Below are 16035 nucleotides of genomic sequence, written 5' to 3' on the forward strand. Positions count from 1 at the left end.
AGAGCTGAGGATCTTGCCTTCCGCTCTCACGATGCAGGCCCGCGCCGAATCCCGCTGAGCCCCGTGTACTACTCGCTGGTTGTGGACAACTCCCTCACCCGAAGGGGGAGTTCCGGCCTCGTACGCGCACCGGCCTCACATGCGCACCGGCCTCGTACGCGCACCGGCCTCACATGCGCACCGGCCCCCTCACGGCAACCGAATCCCCGGCTCCATCCCACCCAACGCCCCCGCACACCCGCAGTCCCGCCCGCCCTCCGCAGGCAGCCCCGCCACCGCGTCGAACAGCACCGTCCGCAGCCGGTCCACATTGGCCGCGAACACCTGGAGCACCTCTTCGTGCGAGACGCCCTCGCCGCTCTCCGCGCCCGCGTCCAGGTCCGTGACCAGCGTCAACGACGTGTAGCAGAGCTCCAGTTCACGGGCGAGAACGGCCTCGGGGTGTCCGGTCATGCCCACCACCGACCAGCCCTGCGCCGCGTGCCAGAGCGATTCGGCCCGCGTCGAGAACCGCGGTCCCTCGATCACGACCAGCGTCCCGCCGTCCACCGGCTCCCACTCCCGCCCGCGCGCCGCCTTCAGCGCGGCGCCGCGGCCCACGGGGCAGTACGGGTCCGCCAGTGACACGTGCACGACGTTCGGCACGCTCCCGTCCGGCAGCGGAACCCCGTCGAAGTACGTCTGCGTACGTGTCTTGGTGCGGTCCACGAGCTGATCGGGCACCAGCAGCGTCCCGGGCCCGAACTGGGGCCGCAGTCCGCCCACCGCACACGGGCCGAGCACCTGCCGTACGCCCACGGAGCGCAACGCCCAGAGATTGGCGCGGTAGTTGATGCGATGCGGCGGCAGATGGTGTCCGCGGCCGTGCCGGGGCAGGAACGCGACCCGCCGCCCGGCGATCTCGCCGACGAAGAGGGAGTCGCTCGGCGCTCCGTAGGGAGTGTCGACCTGGAGCTCGGTCACGTTGTCGAGGAAGGAGTAGAAGCCCGATCCGCCGATGACACCGATCTCGGCCCGCATCGCGTCACCCGTACTCGCGTTCGCCGTATTCACCATGCCCAGCACAGTAGCCGGGCCCGAAAAACGCCGAAGCCCACGCCAATGCCGAAGCCCACGCCAATGCCGAAGCCCACGCCAATGCCCCGAAACCCCGCCAACGCCGAAGTCCCCGCCGTCGGAGGACGGCGGGGACCTGGAAGAAAGAGATGTGCGGGGCGGTCTGCCCTAGGCGGCCGACGAGCTCGAAGAGCTGGACGAACCCGAGGAGGAACCCGACGAGCCGGAGGACTTCGAGTCCGAGCCCGAGGAGCCCGACGAGGAGGACGACGAAGCGCTCGCAGAGGACTTGGAATCGGAGGACTTGGAGTCCGACGACTTGGAGTCCGAGGACTTCGACGCGGACGCCGAGGCCGGCGTGCTGCTTGACGACGAGCTGCGGCTGTCGTTGCGGTAGAAACCGGAGCCCTTGAAGACGATGCCGACCGCCGAGAACACCTTCTTGAGGCGTCCTTCGCAGCTGGGGCACACGGTCAAGGCGTCATCGGTGAACTTCTGCACCGCCTCGAGGCCCTCGCCGCATTCGGTGCACTGGTACTGGTACGTCGGCACTTGCTTCCTCCTGGCACTCTCACTCGTTGAGTGCTAACGACGGTCCATAGTGACCTATTCCGCGAGATCAGTCCACTGCGACCGGCTCGCGGTGACCCACGCCACGTGCCACGGTGCGCCCGGCGGACCGCGGCACGAGCCGCGAGCGCAGGGTCACGAGCACCAGGAGGGCCAGCGCCGTACCGCCCAGCGGCACCAGGAATCCGGCGCCGTCCCAGAAGCGGTCCTCCAGCTGTCCGGCGACCGTGACGGCGGCAGCCTGGCCGAGCGCGACGGCGCCGGTGAGCCAGGTGAACGCCTCGGTCCTGCCGGTCGGGTCCACGAGACGGTCCACCAGCGTGTACCCGGTGATCAGCGCGGGCGCGATGCAGACGCCGACCAGGAGACCGAGCCCGGCGAGCAGCACCACGGAGTGCGCGGCCCACAAGCCGGAAGCCATCAGGGTCAGCGCCGAGTATCCGACGAGGAGACGCCGCTGCGGGGCGATCTTCCAGACGATGGCGCCGCAGATGAGACCGGAGAGCATGTTGCCCGCCGCGAACGTGCCGTACAGGACGCCGTTCAGGCCGGGTTCGCCGATGGACTTGGTGAAGGCGGCCAGCGAGACCTGCATGCCGCCGAAGACGGCGCCGATGCCGAGGAAGGTCGCGATCAGCACCCGTACACCGGGGATCCGCAGTGCGGAAACGTGCTCCACGCGCGCGTGCTCGTCGCGGGAGGCGGGCTTGGGCTGGGTGCTCTTCTGCGCGGCGAACAGCAGGCCGCCCACCAGGGTGAGTCCGGCCTCCGTGAAGAGCCCGGCCGCCGGGTCGATGGTCGTGCACAACGCCGTCGCGAAGAGCGGGCCGAGGACGAACGTCAGCTCGTCCGTGACCGACTCGAAGGCGGCCGCCGTGCCCGCCAGCGGGGAGTCCTGGAGCTTGACGCCCCAGCGGGCCCGCACCATGGGGCTGATCTGCGGCTGTGAGGCGCCGGTGGGCACCGCCGCCACGAAGAGCGCCCACAAGGGCGCGTCCGAGAGTGCGAGCACCGTCAGGGAGAGCACCGACGCCGTGTGCACGAGCACGCCCGGCACAAGGACGGCCCGCTGGCCGAACCGGTCGGCGAGCTTGCCGCCGAAGGGGGCGAACACGGCCATGGAGACGCCGGTGACGGCCGACACGGCGCCCGCGACGCCGTACGAGCCGGTGGTGTGCTGCACCAGCAGGACGATGGAGATGGTCAGCATCGCGAAGGGCTGTCGCGCCGCGAAGCCGGGCAGGAGAAACGTCCAGGCGCCGCGGGTGCGCAGCAGCTGTCCGTATCCCGGGCGGGAGGTGACCGTGGATGCCACGGCCCGTGCCTTTCTGCTGCCTGGTAGCGCGGCTCCCTTTTCAGGGCGACGGCGCCGAGAGCTGTCCTCTTGCGCGGAACTGCGGTAGATGCCGGTTGCCCACTGCGAGGACACGCGGCCGCCATACGGTCGGCGCCAGCTCTGCTTCAGACAGAGTTGGTTCGATCAGTCGGTACAGAAGAGATCAGTCGGTACACAAGAAGTGTGCGTTCAGCGTACAGGGAATGTGGTCACTGAGACCTGTGAATACGGAGATTGAGGCGCCCGTCACCTGCGATTGCCCCGCCCTTCCGTCTCTTGACCAGTGGTTCCCAGCCATCCGGCCAGCTTTCCGCCCTGTCCGACAGCCCGCAGCCGTCGCTCCGCGGCGTCCCGCACCGGGTCGGTCGCGACCACCAGGAGCTCGTCCCCGCGCTGCAACACCGTCGTGGGCTGCGGGACGAATGATTCGCCGTTGCGAACGACGAGCGTGACCGCGGCCCCCGCGGGCATCCGCAGCTCGCCCACCTCGACGCCGTGCATCCGTGACCCCTTGGGGATCGCCACCGAGAGCAGATGCCCGCGGAGCCGCTCCAGGGGCGCCGACTCGACGCCCAGGTCGGCGGCGCCCGAAGAGTCGCCAAGGCGCAGCTTCTTGGCCAGCCACGGCAGCGTAGGACCCTGGATGAGGGTGTAGACGACGACCAGGACGAAGACGATGTTGAAGATCCGCTGGCTGTCGTCGACGCCGTTCACCATCGGGATCGTGGCGAGGATGATGGGCACGGCTCCGCGAAGCCCTGCCCAGGACATCAGGGCCTTCTCCTGCCAGGGCATGCGGAACGGCAGCAGGCTGGCGATGACCCCCAGGGGTCTGGCCACCATGGTCAGGATCAAGCCGATGATGATCGCGGGCCAGGTGTCGTCGAGCAGGTCGTGCGGGGTGACCAGGAGGCCGAGCAGGACGAACATGCCGATCTGCGCGATCCAGCCGAGCCCTTCGGCGAAGCCCCGGGTGGCGGGCCAGTGCGGCAGCCTCGCGTTGCCGAGGGCCATCGAGGCGAGGTAGACGGCGAGGAATCCGCTGCCGTGCGCCATGGCCCCGGCCGCGTAGGCGGCGACCGCGATGGCCATCACGGCGATGGGGTAGAGGCCGGACGCGGGCAGCGCCACGTGCCGCAGGCCGTACGCGCCGAGCCAGCCCACCGCGATGCCGATCGCGGCACCGATCGCCAGCTCAAGGGCGATCTCGGCGATGAGGACGTACCAGTGCTCCACGGGTCCCGCCGTGGAGAAGGCCACGACCAGGATCACCACAGGGGCGTCGTTGAACCCCGATTCCGCTTCCAGGATGCCCGTCACGCGCGAGGGCAGCGGCACCTTCCGCAGCACGGAGAAGACCGCGGCCGCGTCCGTGGAGGAGACCACCGCGCCGATGATGAGCGCCTGCCGCCACTCCAGGCCGACCAGGTAATGGGCACCGGCGGCCGTCACGCCGACGCTCACCGCGATGCCGACGAGCGACAGGACGGCGGCCGCGGGCAGCGCGGGTTTGATCTCTTTCCACTTCGTGCCGAGGCCGCCCTCGGCCAGGATCACGACGAGCGCCGCATACCCGATGACCTGCGTCATCTCGGCGTTGTTGAACGTGACGTTGCCGAGGCCGTCCTGGCCCATGGCAACGCCGATGCCGAGGTAGAGAAGCAGGCTGGGGAGCCCGCTGCGCGACGAGATGCGGACCGCCGCTACCGCGACGAGCAGGACGAGCGAGCAGACGAGCAGAAGCTGGTTGAGGTGGTGGACAGTCAGGGGCCGTTCCTTTCTCCGCGTGAGCCAAGTACTTCGTTACCTTACCTAATTGTTAACGCTTCCTTGACGCCTTCGAACGTCCATACGATAAGTCGCGATGTAGGTTCCTGACTCCGCGTCCGGGGCCGCAGTGCCCTGCGCCTATGGTTGCTCCAGCGCTCCCACCACCGCCCAGCCAGCCCTGCCGCTCGCGTAAGGACAGCAAGGACAGCGATGCCGTCGAATACCACCGCCTCTTCCGGTCATAAGTCCGGCAAGAAGAAGGGGCGCCGAGCCCGCCTCATCGTGATCGTCCTGGTCCTGGCCATCGTGGCGGGCATCGGTTACGGCGCCTATTGGAGCGTCGACACGGTGCGCGCCTCCTTCCCGCAGACGAAGGGGACGATCAAACTCGACGGCCTCTCCGGTCCCGTCGACGTGAAGCGCGACGGCAACGGCATCCCGCAGATCTACGCCGAGTCCGACGCCGACCTGTTCATGGCCCAGGGCTTCGTGCAGGCGCAGGACCGCTTCTGGGAGATGGACGTCCGCCGTCACACGACCTCCGGTCGGCTCTCCGAGATGTTCGGAAAGAGTCAGGTCAAGACCGATGAATTCCTGCGGACGCTCGGTTGGCACCGTGTGGCGCAGAAGGAGTACGACTCCAAGCTCTCGCCGGAGACGAAGAAGTACCTCCAGGCGTACTCCAAGGGAGTCAACGCCTACTTGAAGGACAAGAGCGGCAAGGACATCTCCCTGGAGTACGCCGCCCTCGGCTTCACCAACGACTACGCGCCCCAGAAGTGGACTCCCGTCGACTCCGTGGCGTGGCTCAAGGCCATGGCCTGGGACCTGCGCGGCAACATGCAGGACGAGATCGACCGCTCCTTGATGACCAGCCGCCTCGGCCCGTCCCAGATCAAGGACCTGTACCCGGAGTACCCGTACGACCGGAACAAGCCCATCGTCCAGGAGGGCGCCTACAACAGCGTCACCAAGGAGTACGAGGGCAAGGGCAGCGCGGGCGGCCAGTCCCAGTCACAGACCGGCGGCGCGGCGGGCACGGGCCTCGCGGGCAACACCCAGGCCCCCGACGGACTGCAGTCCCAGCTGTCGGGCCTCTCCGACATCCTGGACAGCGTCCCGGACGCGGGCCTCGGGCCGAACGGCAACGGCATCGGCTCCAATTCCTGGGTGGTCGCAGGCGACCACACGATCACCGGGAAGCCCCTGCTCGCCAATGACCCGCACCTGTCACCGCAGCTGCCCTCCACCTGGTACCAGATGGGCCTGCACTGCCGGTCGGTCTCCAAGGACTGCCAGTACGACGTCTCCGGCTACACCTTCGCCGGGATGCCCGGCGTGGTCATCGGCCACAACCAGGACATCGCCTGGGGCATGACGAACCTCGGCGCCGACGTCACCGACCTCTACCTCGAGAAGTTCGCGGGCGACGGCTACGAGTACGACGACAAGGTGCTGCCCTTCAAGTCCCGCGTGGAGACGATCAAGGTCGCGGGTGGCAAATCCAAGAAGATCACCGTCCGGGAGACCGACAACGGACCTCTGCTGTCCGACCGCGACGACGAACTGCGGAAGGTCGGCAAGAAGGCCACGGTCGACAGCGCCGCCCCCGACCGGGGCGACGGCTACGGAGTCTCGCTGCGCTGGACCGCCCTGAAGCCGGGCAGGTCGATGGATGCCGTCTTCGAGCTCAACAAGGCGAAGGACTTCACGCAGTTCCGCAAGGCGGCCGCTTCTTTTGAAGTGCCCTCGCAGAACCTGATCTACGCGGACACCAAGGGCCACATCGGCTACCAGGCACCGGGCAAGATCCCGGTACGCGGCAAGGGCGACGGCGCACTGCCCGCGCCCGGCTGGGACTCCGACTACCGCTGGACCGGCTACATCCCGCAGTCCGCGCTGCCCTACGAGTACGACCCGAAGCGCGGCTACATCGTGACCGCCAACCAGGCCGTCATCGACGAGGACAAGTACCCGTACAAGCTCACGTCGGACTGGGGCTACGGGGCGCGCAGCCAGCGCATCACCGACCTGATCCAGTCGAAGATCAAGAACGGTGGGAAGGTCTCCACCGAGGACATGCGCACGATGCAGATGGACAACAGCAGCGAGATCGCCAAGGTGCTCGTGCCCAAGCTGTTGAAGATCGACGTCAAGGACAGCTACGTCCGCGAGGCGCAGAAGCTCCTGGAGGGCTGGGACTACACCCAGGACCCCGATTCGGCTGCCGCCGCGTACTTCAACTCGGTCTGGCGCAACATCCTCAAGCTCTCCATCGGCAACAAGCTGCCCAAGGAGCTGCGGGTCAAGGGCCAGTGCCTGAACGTCGAGCCGGCCGGGAACACCGGTCCCGCCGACGAGGCCGAGCCGGTGCGCGAGTGCGGCCAGCGTGACGCGGAATCCGCGCAGCCCGACGGCGGCGACCGCTACTACGAAGTGATCCGGTCGATCCTCGACGACGAGGACAACGACTGGTGGAAGTCGCCGAAGACCCGCACGGACGCCGCGACCAAGACCCGCGACCAGCTGTTCGGCCGGGCCCTCGAGGACGCGCGCTGGGACCTGACGGCCAAGCTCGGCAAGGACGTCGACACCTGGAGCTGGGGCCGCCTGCACCGGCTGACCCTGAAGAACCAGACCCTGGGCGTCGAAGGACCCGGCTGGCTCCAGTTCATGCTCAACCGCGGCCCGTTCAAGCTGGGCGGCGGCGAGGCGGCGGTCAACGCCACCGGCTGGAACGCGGCGGGCGGCTACGGAGTGCAGTGGGTGCCGTCGATGCGCATGGTGGTGAACCTCGACGACCTCGACAAGTCCAAGTGGATCAACCTCACCGGCGCTTCGGGGCACGCCTACAGCGCGCACTACACCGACCAGACCAACAAGTGGGTCAAGGGCGAGCTGCTGCCGTGGTCCTTCTCCGAGAAGGCCGTGAAGGGCAGTACGAACGACACCCTGGTGCTGCGCCCCTGAGCAGCCGTACGGAACAGTGAAAGGGCCCTCCACGCGCGCGTGGAGGGCCCTTTCGGCGCCACGGAACGGAGCAGCGGGCTCAGCGGAAGCGCCGTACTCCCGACGGGGTGACGACGGCGTGCACCGGCTTGTCGTGCGCCTCCTGGGGGACGCGGGCGACGACCTCCGTGTCGTACAGGAGCACCACCAGGGCGGGATCGGCCCCGGCGCGCCCGAGCCGGTCGAGCACCCTGTCGTACGAACCGCCGCCGCGCCCGAGCCGCATCCCGCGCTCGTCCACGGCAAGACCGGGCAGCAGCACCGCGTCAGCCGCCACCACCGCATCGGGCCCGAGCCGCGCCCCCGAGGGCTCCAAGAGCTCGATCTTTCCCGGGTGTTGTACGGGGGCGAGCGAGGCACCGCCCTCATAGGCGGCCCAGTCCAGGTCGTTGTCCGCGAGGAGCACCGGCAGCAGAACCCGCGTCCCGCGCGCGTGGAGGGCGTCAAGGAGCGCGCGCGTCCCCGGTTCGCTCCCCACAGAGACGTACGCCGCGACCGTGCGCGCCCCGGCGAGCTCCGGCAGCTCCAGCGCGCGCTCGGCGAGAACCGCGGCGGCCTTCTGCGCGTCATCCCTAGTCAACCCGCGTCTCACCGCGAGGAATTCTCCGCGCAACGTGCGCTTGGTTGGCTGGTCCGAGTCGGGTTCTTCCATGATGCGCTCACAGATCCTTCCAGGTGCGCTCATATGAGAACAAAATGTTCTCACCCACAGATTTCGCACATACTCACCGGTTATGGTTACGGACATGACTGAGTCTCACCCCCCAAGGATCAGCAAGGCTGTCATCCCCGCGGCAGGTCTGGGCACCCGGTTCCTGCCGGCCACCAAGGCCACTCCGAAGGAGATGCTGCCGGTCGTCGACAAGCCGGCGATCCAGTACGTGGTCGAGGAGGCCGCCTCCGCCGGCCTCGATGACGTCCTCATGATCACGGGCCGCAACAAGCGCCCCCTGGAGGACCACTTCGACCGCAACTACGAACTGGAGTCGGCCCTTCTCAAGAAGGGCGACGAGGCGAGACTCGCGAAGGTCCAGGAGTCCAGCGACCTCGCGACCATGCACTACGTACGCCAGGGCGACCCCAAGGGACTCGGTCACGCCGTCCTGTGCGCCGCCCCGCACGTCGGCAACGAACCGTTCGCGGTGCTCCTCGGCGACGACCTGATCGACCCGCGCGACCCGCTGCTCGCCCGCATGGTCGAGGTCCAGGAGCGGCACGGAGGCAGCGTCATCGCCCTCATGGAGGTGGCCCCCGAGCAGATCCACCTCTACGGCTGCGCGGCCGTGGACGCCACGGACGAGGGCGACGTCGTCAAGGTGACCGGCCTGGTCGAGAAGCCCGACGCGGCGGACGCCCCCAGCAACTACGCGATCATCGGCCGCTATGTCCTTGACCCCCACGTCTTCGACATACTGCGCAAGACCGAGCCGGGCCGCGGCGGCGAGATCCAGCTCACCGACGCCCTCCAGCAGCTCGCCGCCGACGAGAAGGTGGGCGGCCCCGTGCACGGCGTCGTCTTCAAGGGCCGCCGCTATGACACCGGTGACCGCGGCGACTATCTGCGTGCCATTGTCAGACTCGCGTGCGAACGTGAAGACCTGGGCCCGGACTTCCAGGCCTGGCTCCGCAGTTACGTGTCCGAGGAGATGTAGCACTTTGAGCAGCAGCGCGACGACCGAAGTCACCGGCCAGGACCACGTCTGGTCGGTGAGTGAGCACCTGGACGACATCCTCGGATCCGTCCGCCCCCTGGAGCCCATCGAGCTCCAACTCCTCGACGCCCAGGGCTGCGTCCTCGTCGAAGACGTCACGGTGCCCGTCTCGCTGCCGCCCTTCGACAACAGCTCCATGGACGGGTACGCGGTCCGGGTCGCCGACATCGCGGGCGCGAGCGAGGAGTTCCCCGCCGTCCTGACGGTCATCGGCGACGTCGCCGCCGGGCAGGGTGAGCAGCCAGAAGTCGGCGCGGGCCAGGCCGCACGCATCATGACCGGCGCCCCGCTGCCGCCCGGCGCCGAGGCCGTCGTCCCCGTGGAGTGGACCGACGGAGGCCTCGGCGGAGGCCCCGTCTCCGGGATGCGCGCGCACAGCGCGGCTCCTGACGGAGCCTCCGGAGAGGTCCGCGTGCACCGCCCCGCCGAGGCACGCGCGCACGTGCGTGCGCGTGGCAGCGACGTCCAGGCAGGTGACCGCGCGCTGACCGCGGGCACGGTCCTCGGCGCCCCGCAGATCGGCCTGCTCGCCGCGATCGGCCGTGGCACGGTCAAGGTGCGCCCGCGCCCCCGCGTGGTTGTCATGTCCACCGGCAGCGAACTGATCCAGCCCGGCGAGGAGTTGGCCAAGGGCCAGATCTTCGACTCCAACAGCTTCGCCCTCACCGCCGCGGCCCGTGACGCCGGAGCGATCGCCTACCGCGTGGGCGCGGTCGCCGACGACGCCGAGACACTGCGCTCCACCATCGAGGACCAGCTGATCCGCGCCGACCTCATCGTCACCACGGGCGGCGTCAGCGTCGGCGCGTACGACGTCGTGAAGGAAGCCCTCTCCTCCGTGGGATACGCAGACGACGGGGTCGAGGCGGGCAGCGGCATCGAGTTCCGCAAGCTCGCCATGCAGCCGGGCAAACCGCAGGGCTTCGGCTCCATCGGCCCCGACCACACCCCGCTGCTCGCCCTGCCGGGCAACCCGGTGTCGTCGTACGTCTCCTTCGAGCTCTTCGTACGTCCCGCCGTGCGCGCCCTGATGGGCCTCCCCGACGTCCACAGGCCCACGGCGCGTGCGGTGCTCAGCGCCGACAAGACGCTGACCTCGCCCGGCGGGAAGCGGCAGTTCCTGCGCGGGCAGTACGACGCCGATGCGGGCAGCGTGCGGCCCGTGGGCGGCGCGGGCTCCCACCTCGTGGCGGCCCTCGCACACGCGGACGCGCTGATCGTCGTGCCGGAGGACACCACATCGGTGGAGCCGGGCACCGACGTCGAAGTGGTCCTGCTCGGCTGAAGGGGGCGCCCGCGCGGTACGGTGTCGCGCACATAGGCCCCCTTGCGCCGCACCGCGGGAGGCCCGGACCGGGAGCGCCACAGCACATGACCGCGATTTCCCGGGGGGAGACCCCCGGACCCCCTGAGCACCAGAGACTGACGCACATCGACGAGGCGGGCGCCGCCCGCATGGTCGACGTGTCCGCGAAGGACGTGACCGCGCGCGTCGCCCGTGCCAGCGGCCGCGTCCTGGTCTCGCCCCGCGTGATCGAGCTGCTGCGTGGGGGGGGGGGGGCGCAAAGGAGAAAACCCCCCCCCCACCCCCGCTGGCGGGCAGCGTGGGAAAAACACAAAAACCCACACACACCCCCCTTCCCCCCCCCCCCCCTCCCCCCCCCCCCCCCCCCCCCCCCCCCCCCCCCCCCCCCCCCCCCCCCCCCCCCCCCCACCGCGCGGATCGCGGGCATCATGGGCGCCAAGCGCACGCCCGACCTGATCCCGCTCTGCCATCCGCTGGCCGTCTCCGGAGTGAAACTCGACCTCTCCGTGGCGGACGACGCCGTCGAGATCCTCGCCACGGTCAAGACGACGGACCGTACGGGCGTCGAGATGGAGGCCCTCACCGCGGTGACTGTGGCCGCCCTCACGGTGATCGACATGGTCAAGGCCGTCGACAAGGGCGCGGTCATCACGGACGTACGCGTCGAGGAGAAGTCGGGCGGCAAGTCCGGGCACTGGAGCCGCGAAGGAGCCGGCGCATGACGGCCTACCGCGCGCTCGTCGTCACCGCCTCCAACCGCGCCTCCGCGGGCGTCTACGCCGACCGGGGCGGGCCGATCATCGCCGACGCCCTTTCCGCTCTCGGCTTCCAGGTCGAAGGCCCCCAGGTCGTCCCCGACGGCGAACCCGTCGAGCAGGCCCTGCGCGCCGGAGCCGACGCCGGATACGACGTGATCCTCACCACAGGCGGCACCGGCATCTCGCCCACCGACCGCACCCCCGAAGCCACCCGCGCCGTCATCGACCACGAAGTGCCGGGCATCCCGGAGGCGATTCGCGCGTACGGCAGACAGAAGGTGCCCACGGCCGCGCTGTCCCGCGGTCTCGCCGGAGTGGCGGGGCGCACGCTCATCGTCAACCTGCCGGGCTCCACCGGTGGCGTACGGGACGGGATCGCCGTCCTGGAGCCCCTCCTCACGCACGCCATCGAGCAGCTCAGGGGCGGCGACCATCCCAGACCCTCCCCCAGTGCCCGAAAGGCCTGGGAGGTACCCCCTGGTGGTGTGAGCTGAACAGCCCTTCCTGGCCGGTCGAGCTGACGGACGGCGATGTCGCCCTCCGCCCGATAAAGATGCGCGACCAGAGGCCATGGCGTGAGGTCAACCGGCGCAACCGGGACTGGCTGCGCCCCTGGGAGGCGACGATCCCGCCGCCCACGCCTAGCGGCCCGATCGTGCACCGCCCGACCTACCGTCAGATGGTCAGGCACCTGCGCGCCGAGGCGCACGCCGGGCGCATGCTGCCTTTTGTGATCGAGTACCAGGGGCGCCTTGTCGGGCAGTTGACGGTCGCCGGGATCACCTGGGGATCGATGTGCTCGGGCCATGTCGGCTACTGGGTCGATCAGTCGGTCGCGGGCCGCGGCGTGATGCCGACCGCCGTCGCTCTCGCGGTCGACCATTGCTTCCGATCGGTCGGGCTGCACCGAGTCGAGGTCTGTATTCGCCCGGAGAACGGGCCGAGCCGCCGGGTCGTGGAGAAACTCGGATTCCGCGAGGAGGGGCTTCGTCCACGATATCTCCACATCGATGGCGCCTGGCGCGATCATCTTGTCTTCGCGCTCACCGCGGAAGAGGTACCGGAAGGGTTGCTCCGGCGCTGGCACCAGGCACGACCCCGGAAGACCGCGTAAATAGAATAAGTGTTTGAAATTAATCGGTGATCGACCGTCTGGGGTCCGACTTGGTCCCTCTAGAGCATTAATTTCACGATCTCGGTGACCTGTTGATCGCATCAGTCACAAAAAAAGTTCGAGATATCAGCCAGATCGTGCGACACACCGGCTCAATTGGCAGATGGCCTCAAGCAAACCCCTCTACCGTGTGAGGCGTGAGCAGCAGCGGCCTCATCTACGCAGTCATCGTCGGGGCCTGGGCCGCCTACTTGGTGCCGATGTGGCTCCGTAGGCAGGACGAGCTCAATGAAGCCCGTCCGACGGAACGCTTCAGCACCGCCATCCGGCTCCTGTCCGGACGGGCGGCGATGGAGCGCCGATACGCCAAGGACCTGCAAGCGCGCTCGTCCGAAGAGGAGGAGTCGCGCGACCCGGACAACGCCACCGGCTCGGTGGACGTCCGGGCCTTCGTCGCGCCCCCGCATCGACAACCGGGCGGCCAGGGCGGACAGGAGGAGCGGTCCGAGCCGCAGGGCAAGGCGCCGGTCAAGCCCCAGGCACCGGTCAAACCCCAGGCGCAGCAGCCCTCGGCCAGACCGCCTGCGCGGTCCCAGAGCCAGCAGCCTTCGCGGCGGTCCCAGGCGCAGCCCGCGGCGAAGTCCCCGGCCAAGCCCTCTGTACGGGCGCAGGTGAACACCCCGGCGCCGACCCCGGCCCCGACCCCGGCGCCGACCGGCGCACGCCCTCAGCAGTCGCCCGCCCGACGGGCCGCATCGGCGGAAGCCGCCGCGCGCGCCCGGCGCTCGAAGGTGCTCGCGCGCCGTCGGCGTACGACGGTGATGCTGTTCGTCGCCTTCTCGCTCGGCGCGGTCGTCGCCGCGGTGGGCGGGCTCGCGTTCCTCTGGGCGCCCGCCGCGCCGGCCGCGCTCCTGAGCGCGTACATCGTGTACCTGCGAGGCCAGGAGCGGCGCCGCTTCACCTACACCATGGACCGGCGCAGGGCCGAGGTCGCGGCGCAGCGGCTGCGGGAACGCCAGCCGCGCAGACGTGCGTCGGGCGGCGCGGAAGCCGTTGTCGACGACGCGGAGGAAGGACCGGCGCCCGATACGGAGACCGGTCTCTCGGCGCTCGCCGCCGACCGCCGCGCCCTGGTCGAGCAGACCGACCACGCCGAGTGGGTGGACCAGCAGCGTGAGCGGCAGCGCCGACCCGGGCACGGCGACAGCTGGGACCCGGTGCCGGTGCCCCTGCCGACGTACGTGACCGCGCCGGTCGCCCCGCGGGCCACCGGTGACGTCGACTTGGGCGCGCCCGACGCCTGGAGCTCGGCGCGGTCGAGCTCCATGGAGCCCGCCGCCGACGAGGCGGAGGGCGAGGCGGACGGCAGCGGGTACGGCGAGGGCGCCGGGTCCGCCGGGTCCGCCGAGTACGCCGGGTCCGCCGAGGGCGCGGAAGGTGCCGACGGCGTGGACGGCGTGGACGGAGTCGACGGCCGCAGTGACGCACGGCGGGCCGCTTCCGCCCGCCGGGCGCGCGAGCGCGGACGTACGCCGCTCTTCGATCAGTACGACGAAGGGGAGCGGCCGCGGGCCGCCAACGAGTGAGGCTGACCGGCCAGGTGACCAGCCAGGCCAGCGGCCAGGTCACCGGCCAGGTCACCAGCCAGGTGACCAGCCAGGAACGGATTTCCGAGCACCCGGATCGGGATGCTAGAGTTTCACTCGTTGCAAGGGCCTGTGGCGCAGTCTGGTAGCGCACCTCGTTCGCATCGAGGGGGTCTGGGGTTCAAATCCCCACAGGTCCACTGCACATGAGATCCCGTCCAGTTCATCGAACTGGGCGGGATCTTTGCTGTGCCTCAAGAATGAAGCATCGGAGAAGAACTACAGCGGCTTCGCGAAGCAGCGGCTCAGGTCCTCGAAGCGGTAGTGGCCGAACTTGGCGGGGGCCGGGGTGTAGCCGGTCGAGGTGTAGAGGGCTATGGCCTCCGGCTGCTTCATGCCCGTCTCCAGGACCATGCGCGTACGGCCCGCGCTCCTCGCGTCGTCCTCCAGGGCCGCCAGGATGCGGCGGGCCAGGCCGAGGCCACGGGCCTCCGGGATGACGTACATGCGCTTGATCTCGGCGTCGCCGTCCGCGTACCCCTCGTCGTTCTCCTCGTGACCGCGCCAGCCGCCGGTGGCCAGCGGGGTGCCGTTCTCGTCGTAGGCGAGGAGGTACAGCCCGAGCGGGGCGGCGAACATGGCCGGGTCGAGAGGGGTGACGTCGCCCTCATCGCCGTACCGCTCCGCGTACTCGAGCTGCACGCGGTCGTTGAGCTTGACCGCGTCGGGGTGGTCGAAAGGAGTGGGGCGCAGCTCGATGGAGGGCCGCTGCGGCGGTGACTGGATACTCATGCGAACCATCGTACTTCTATGCGGTGGAGTGAGGTCATTCATTAAGTGTGCCGGTATCGTTCCGGGATGCTCACCGTGACCAGTGTGAATGTGAATGGGCTGCGCGCCGCCGCCAAGAAGGGCTTCGTGGAGTTCCTCGCCGAGACATCGGCCGACGTGCTCTGCCTCCAGGAGGTACGGGCCGAGCCGCAGCAGTTGCCCGAGGAGGTGCGGGAGCCCGAGGGCTGGCACGTCACGCACGCACCGGCCGCGGCCAAGGGGCGCGCGGGCGTCTCCCTCTATACGCGCCGTGAGCCGGACCGGGTGCAGGTCGGGTTCGGGTCGGAGGAGTTCGACGGCAGCGGGCGCTACATCGAGGCCGATCTGCCCGGTGTCACGGTCGCCAGCCTCTATCTGCCCTCCGGTGAGGTCGGCACGGAGCGGCAGGACGAGAAGATCCGCTTCATGGGGGAGTTCCTCACCTACCTGAAGGGGCTCAAGAAGCGGGCCGCCGCCGAGGGGCGCCAGGTCGTGGTCTGCGGTGACTGGAACATCGCGCACCAGGAGGCCGACCTCAAGAACTGGAAGGGCAACAAGAAGAACTCGGGCTTCCTGCCCGAGGAGCGTGCCTGGCTCAGCGAGGTCTTCGAGGGGGATGCCGGGTACGTCGACGTGGTGCGCGCGCTGCATCCCGACGTCGAGGGGCCCTACTCCTGGTGGTCCTACCGGGGGCGCGCCTTCGACAATGACACGGGCTGGCGCATCGACTACCACGTGGCGACGCCGGGGCTCGCGGAGCGCGCGGTCAAGGGGTTCGTGGAGCGGGCGGCCAGTCACGAGGAGCGGTGGTCGGACCACGCACCCGTCACGGTGGTCTACGACATGTGACGCCGCGCGGCGGCATGGCTTGTTGCGGGCACGTACCTGACAATGACTCAACTGTCCGCCGTGCGTGGGGAGACTTCATGTCCGGGAAGTCGTCGTCGCTGTCGTCGCTGTCGTCTCGTCGGAGTGTGTTGCTCGGGGCCCTGGGTGTCGGGCTCGGGG

Annotated in this window: 13 protein-coding genes, 1 tRNA gene and 2 pseudogenes; 10 read left to right on the forward strand and 6 right to left on the reverse strand. The window is 69.5% G+C overall.

The features are described from left to right. Nucleotides 1-189 precede the first annotated feature (189 nt). The 4 genes from ACZ5CR_RS40440 to ACZ5CR_RS40455 form a co-directional block, all read right to left on the reverse strand. Entirely contained in the window at nt 190-1056 is an 867-nt protein-coding gene (locus ACZ5CR_RS40440; RefSeq protein WP_468867334.1) for an S-methyl-5'-thioadenosine phosphorylase, read from the reverse strand. 168 nt (nt 1057-1224) lie between these two features. Beyond that, complete coding sequence (locus ACZ5CR_RS40445) at nt 1225-1608, reverse strand: FmdB family zinc ribbon protein (RefSeq protein ID WP_468867336.1); 384 nt, start codon at nt 1606-1608, stop codon at nt 1225-1227. Nucleotides 1609-1675: 67 nt separating this feature from the next. Next, complete coding sequence (locus ACZ5CR_RS40450; protein WP_468867338.1) at nt 1676-2941, reverse strand: MFS transporter; 1266 nt, start codon at nt 2939-2941, stop codon at nt 1676-1678. A gap of 267 nt (nt 2942-3208) precedes the next feature. Continuing rightward, a complete protein-coding gene (locus tag ACZ5CR_RS40455; protein WP_468867374.1) occupies nt 3209-4729 on the reverse strand; it encodes a potassium/proton antiporter in 1521 nt (506 codons plus the stop codon). Between the two features lie 213 nt (nt 4730-4942). Between ACZ5CR_RS40455 and ACZ5CR_RS40460 the strand changes: the two genes are divergently transcribed. Further along, complete coding sequence (locus tag ACZ5CR_RS40460; RefSeq protein WP_468867340.1) at nt 4943-7702, forward strand: penicillin acylase family protein; 2760 nt, start codon at nt 4943-4945, stop codon at nt 7700-7702. A 79-nt stretch (nt 7703-7781) separates the two neighbouring features. Here ACZ5CR_RS40460 and ACZ5CR_RS40465 read toward each other — a convergent pair whose 3' ends face one another. Further along, a complete protein-coding gene (locus tag ACZ5CR_RS40465) occupies nt 7782-8393 on the reverse strand; it encodes a 5-formyltetrahydrofolate cyclo-ligase (protein WP_468867342.1) in 612 nt (203 codons plus the stop codon). Between the two features lie 94 nt (nt 8394-8487). Between ACZ5CR_RS40465 and galU the strand changes: the two genes are divergently transcribed. The 8 genes and pseudogenes from galU to ACZ5CR_RS40505 all read left to right on the forward strand — a co-directional run bounded on the left by galU (nt 8488) and on the right by ACZ5CR_RS40505 (nt 14417). Further along, nucleotides 8488-9393: a UTP--glucose-1-phosphate uridylyltransferase GalU gene (gene galU / locus ACZ5CR_RS40470; protein ID WP_389904822.1), complete on the forward strand. Its 906-nt coding sequence runs from the start codon at nt 8488-8490 to the stop codon at nt 9391-9393. A gap of 4 nt (nt 9394-9397) precedes the next feature. Then, complete coding sequence (gene glp / locus ACZ5CR_RS40475) at nt 9398-10738, forward strand: molybdotransferase-like divisome protein Glp (RefSeq protein WP_468867344.1); 1341 nt, start codon at nt 9398-9400, stop codon at nt 10736-10738. Nucleotides 10739-10824: 86 nt separating this feature from the next. After that, nucleotides 10825-11010 (forward strand): annotated as a pseudogene (locus tag ACZ5CR_RS40480) (cyclic pyranopterin monophosphate synthase MoaC); the annotation flags it as partial. 153 nt (nt 11011-11163) lie between these two features. Next, nucleotides 11164-11481 (forward strand): annotated as a pseudogene (gene moaC, locus ACZ5CR_RS40485) (cyclic pyranopterin monophosphate synthase MoaC); the annotation flags it as partial. Further along, nucleotides 11478-12011, forward strand: a complete 534-nt coding sequence (locus tag ACZ5CR_RS40490) for a MogA/MoaB family molybdenum cofactor biosynthesis protein (RefSeq protein ID WP_468867346.1) — start codon at nt 11478-11480, stop codon at nt 12009-12011. The pseudogene moaC and the gene ACZ5CR_RS40490, both read left to right, overlap by 4 nt. Further along, nucleotides 12008-12631 (forward strand): GNAT family N-acetyltransferase, encoded by a 624-nt coding sequence (locus ACZ5CR_RS40495; RefSeq protein WP_468867376.1) that lies wholly within the window; start codon nt 12008-12010, stop codon nt 12629-12631. Before ACZ5CR_RS40490 ends, ACZ5CR_RS40495 begins: the two co-directional genes overlap by 4 nt. Nucleotides 12632-12828: 197 nt before the next feature. After that, nucleotides 12829-14217, forward strand: a complete 1389-nt coding sequence (gene sepX, locus ACZ5CR_RS40500; protein ID WP_468867349.1) for a divisome protein SepX/GlpR — start codon at nt 12829-12831, stop codon at nt 14215-14217. Nucleotides 14218-14343: 126 nt separating this feature from the next. Then, nucleotides 14344-14417: transfer RNA gene (locus tag ACZ5CR_RS40505), tRNA-Ala, on the forward strand. A 79-nt stretch (nt 14418-14496) separates the two neighbouring features. Here the strand turns inward: ACZ5CR_RS40505 and ACZ5CR_RS40510 are convergent. Continuing rightward, nucleotides 14497-15009 carry a GNAT family N-acetyltransferase gene (locus ACZ5CR_RS40510; RefSeq protein ID WP_468867350.1) on the reverse strand — a complete coding sequence of 171 codons (513 nt, stop codon included), beginning with the start codon at nt 15007-15009 and terminating at the stop codon, nt 14497-14499. Nucleotides 15010-15075: 66 nt separating this feature from the next. Here ACZ5CR_RS40510 and ACZ5CR_RS40515 point away from each other — a divergent pair, with 66 nt between their 5' ends. Then, nucleotides 15076-15876 carry an exodeoxyribonuclease III gene (locus tag ACZ5CR_RS40515; protein WP_468867352.1) on the forward strand — a complete coding sequence of 267 codons (801 nt, stop codon included), beginning with the start codon at nt 15076-15078 and terminating at the stop codon, nt 15874-15876. Nucleotides 15877-16035 lie beyond the last annotated feature (159 nt).

The sequence above is a fragment of the Streptomyces sp. NPDC031274 genome (assembly GCF_055570235.1).